1 protein-coding gene is annotated in these 383 nt (G+C 68.7%); it reads right to left on the reverse strand.

Going from position 1 to position 383, the window contains the following annotated elements; genetic code table 11:
* Positions 1–383, reverse strand: a 383-nt coding sequence (locus tag AB4Y92_RS26405) for a GNAT family N-acetyltransferase (protein ID WP_441822316.1), incomplete at both ends; no start/stop codon positions are given.

Below are 383 nucleotides of genomic sequence, written 5' to 3' on the forward strand. Positions count from 1 at the left end.
CGACGAAACCGGCCCGCAGGAAGACCCGCTCGGGGCCGACGTAAAGGCCTTCGCTACTGCGCTTGAATTCATGGTGCATGGGGGCAGCCTCAAGCAGGCGGGCGCCGCTCTCGCGGGCGAACACGATCGCGCCATCGAGCAGGGCCGCGGTGACGCCCTTGCCCCGCCACGACTTGCGGACGAAGAAGCAGGATGCCGCCCAGACCCGCTCATCCTCGGCCGGCGCATCCGGAAGCGGCGTCGAGGCGCGGCGTGGATTGTTCCATTCAGGAATGTCGCGCCGAGGGCCGACCTGGAGCCAGCCGACACAGGTCTCGTGTTCATAGGCCAGGACACCAGGGGGCGGCCCCTTGCGAACCCGCTCCTCGAACAACTGCCGTGCC

It is taken from the genome of Lysobacter sp. TAB13 (assembly GCF_052113885.1).
Lineage (GTDB): Bacteria > Pseudomonadota > Gammaproteobacteria > Xanthomonadales > Xanthomonadaceae > Lysobacter > Lysobacter gummosus.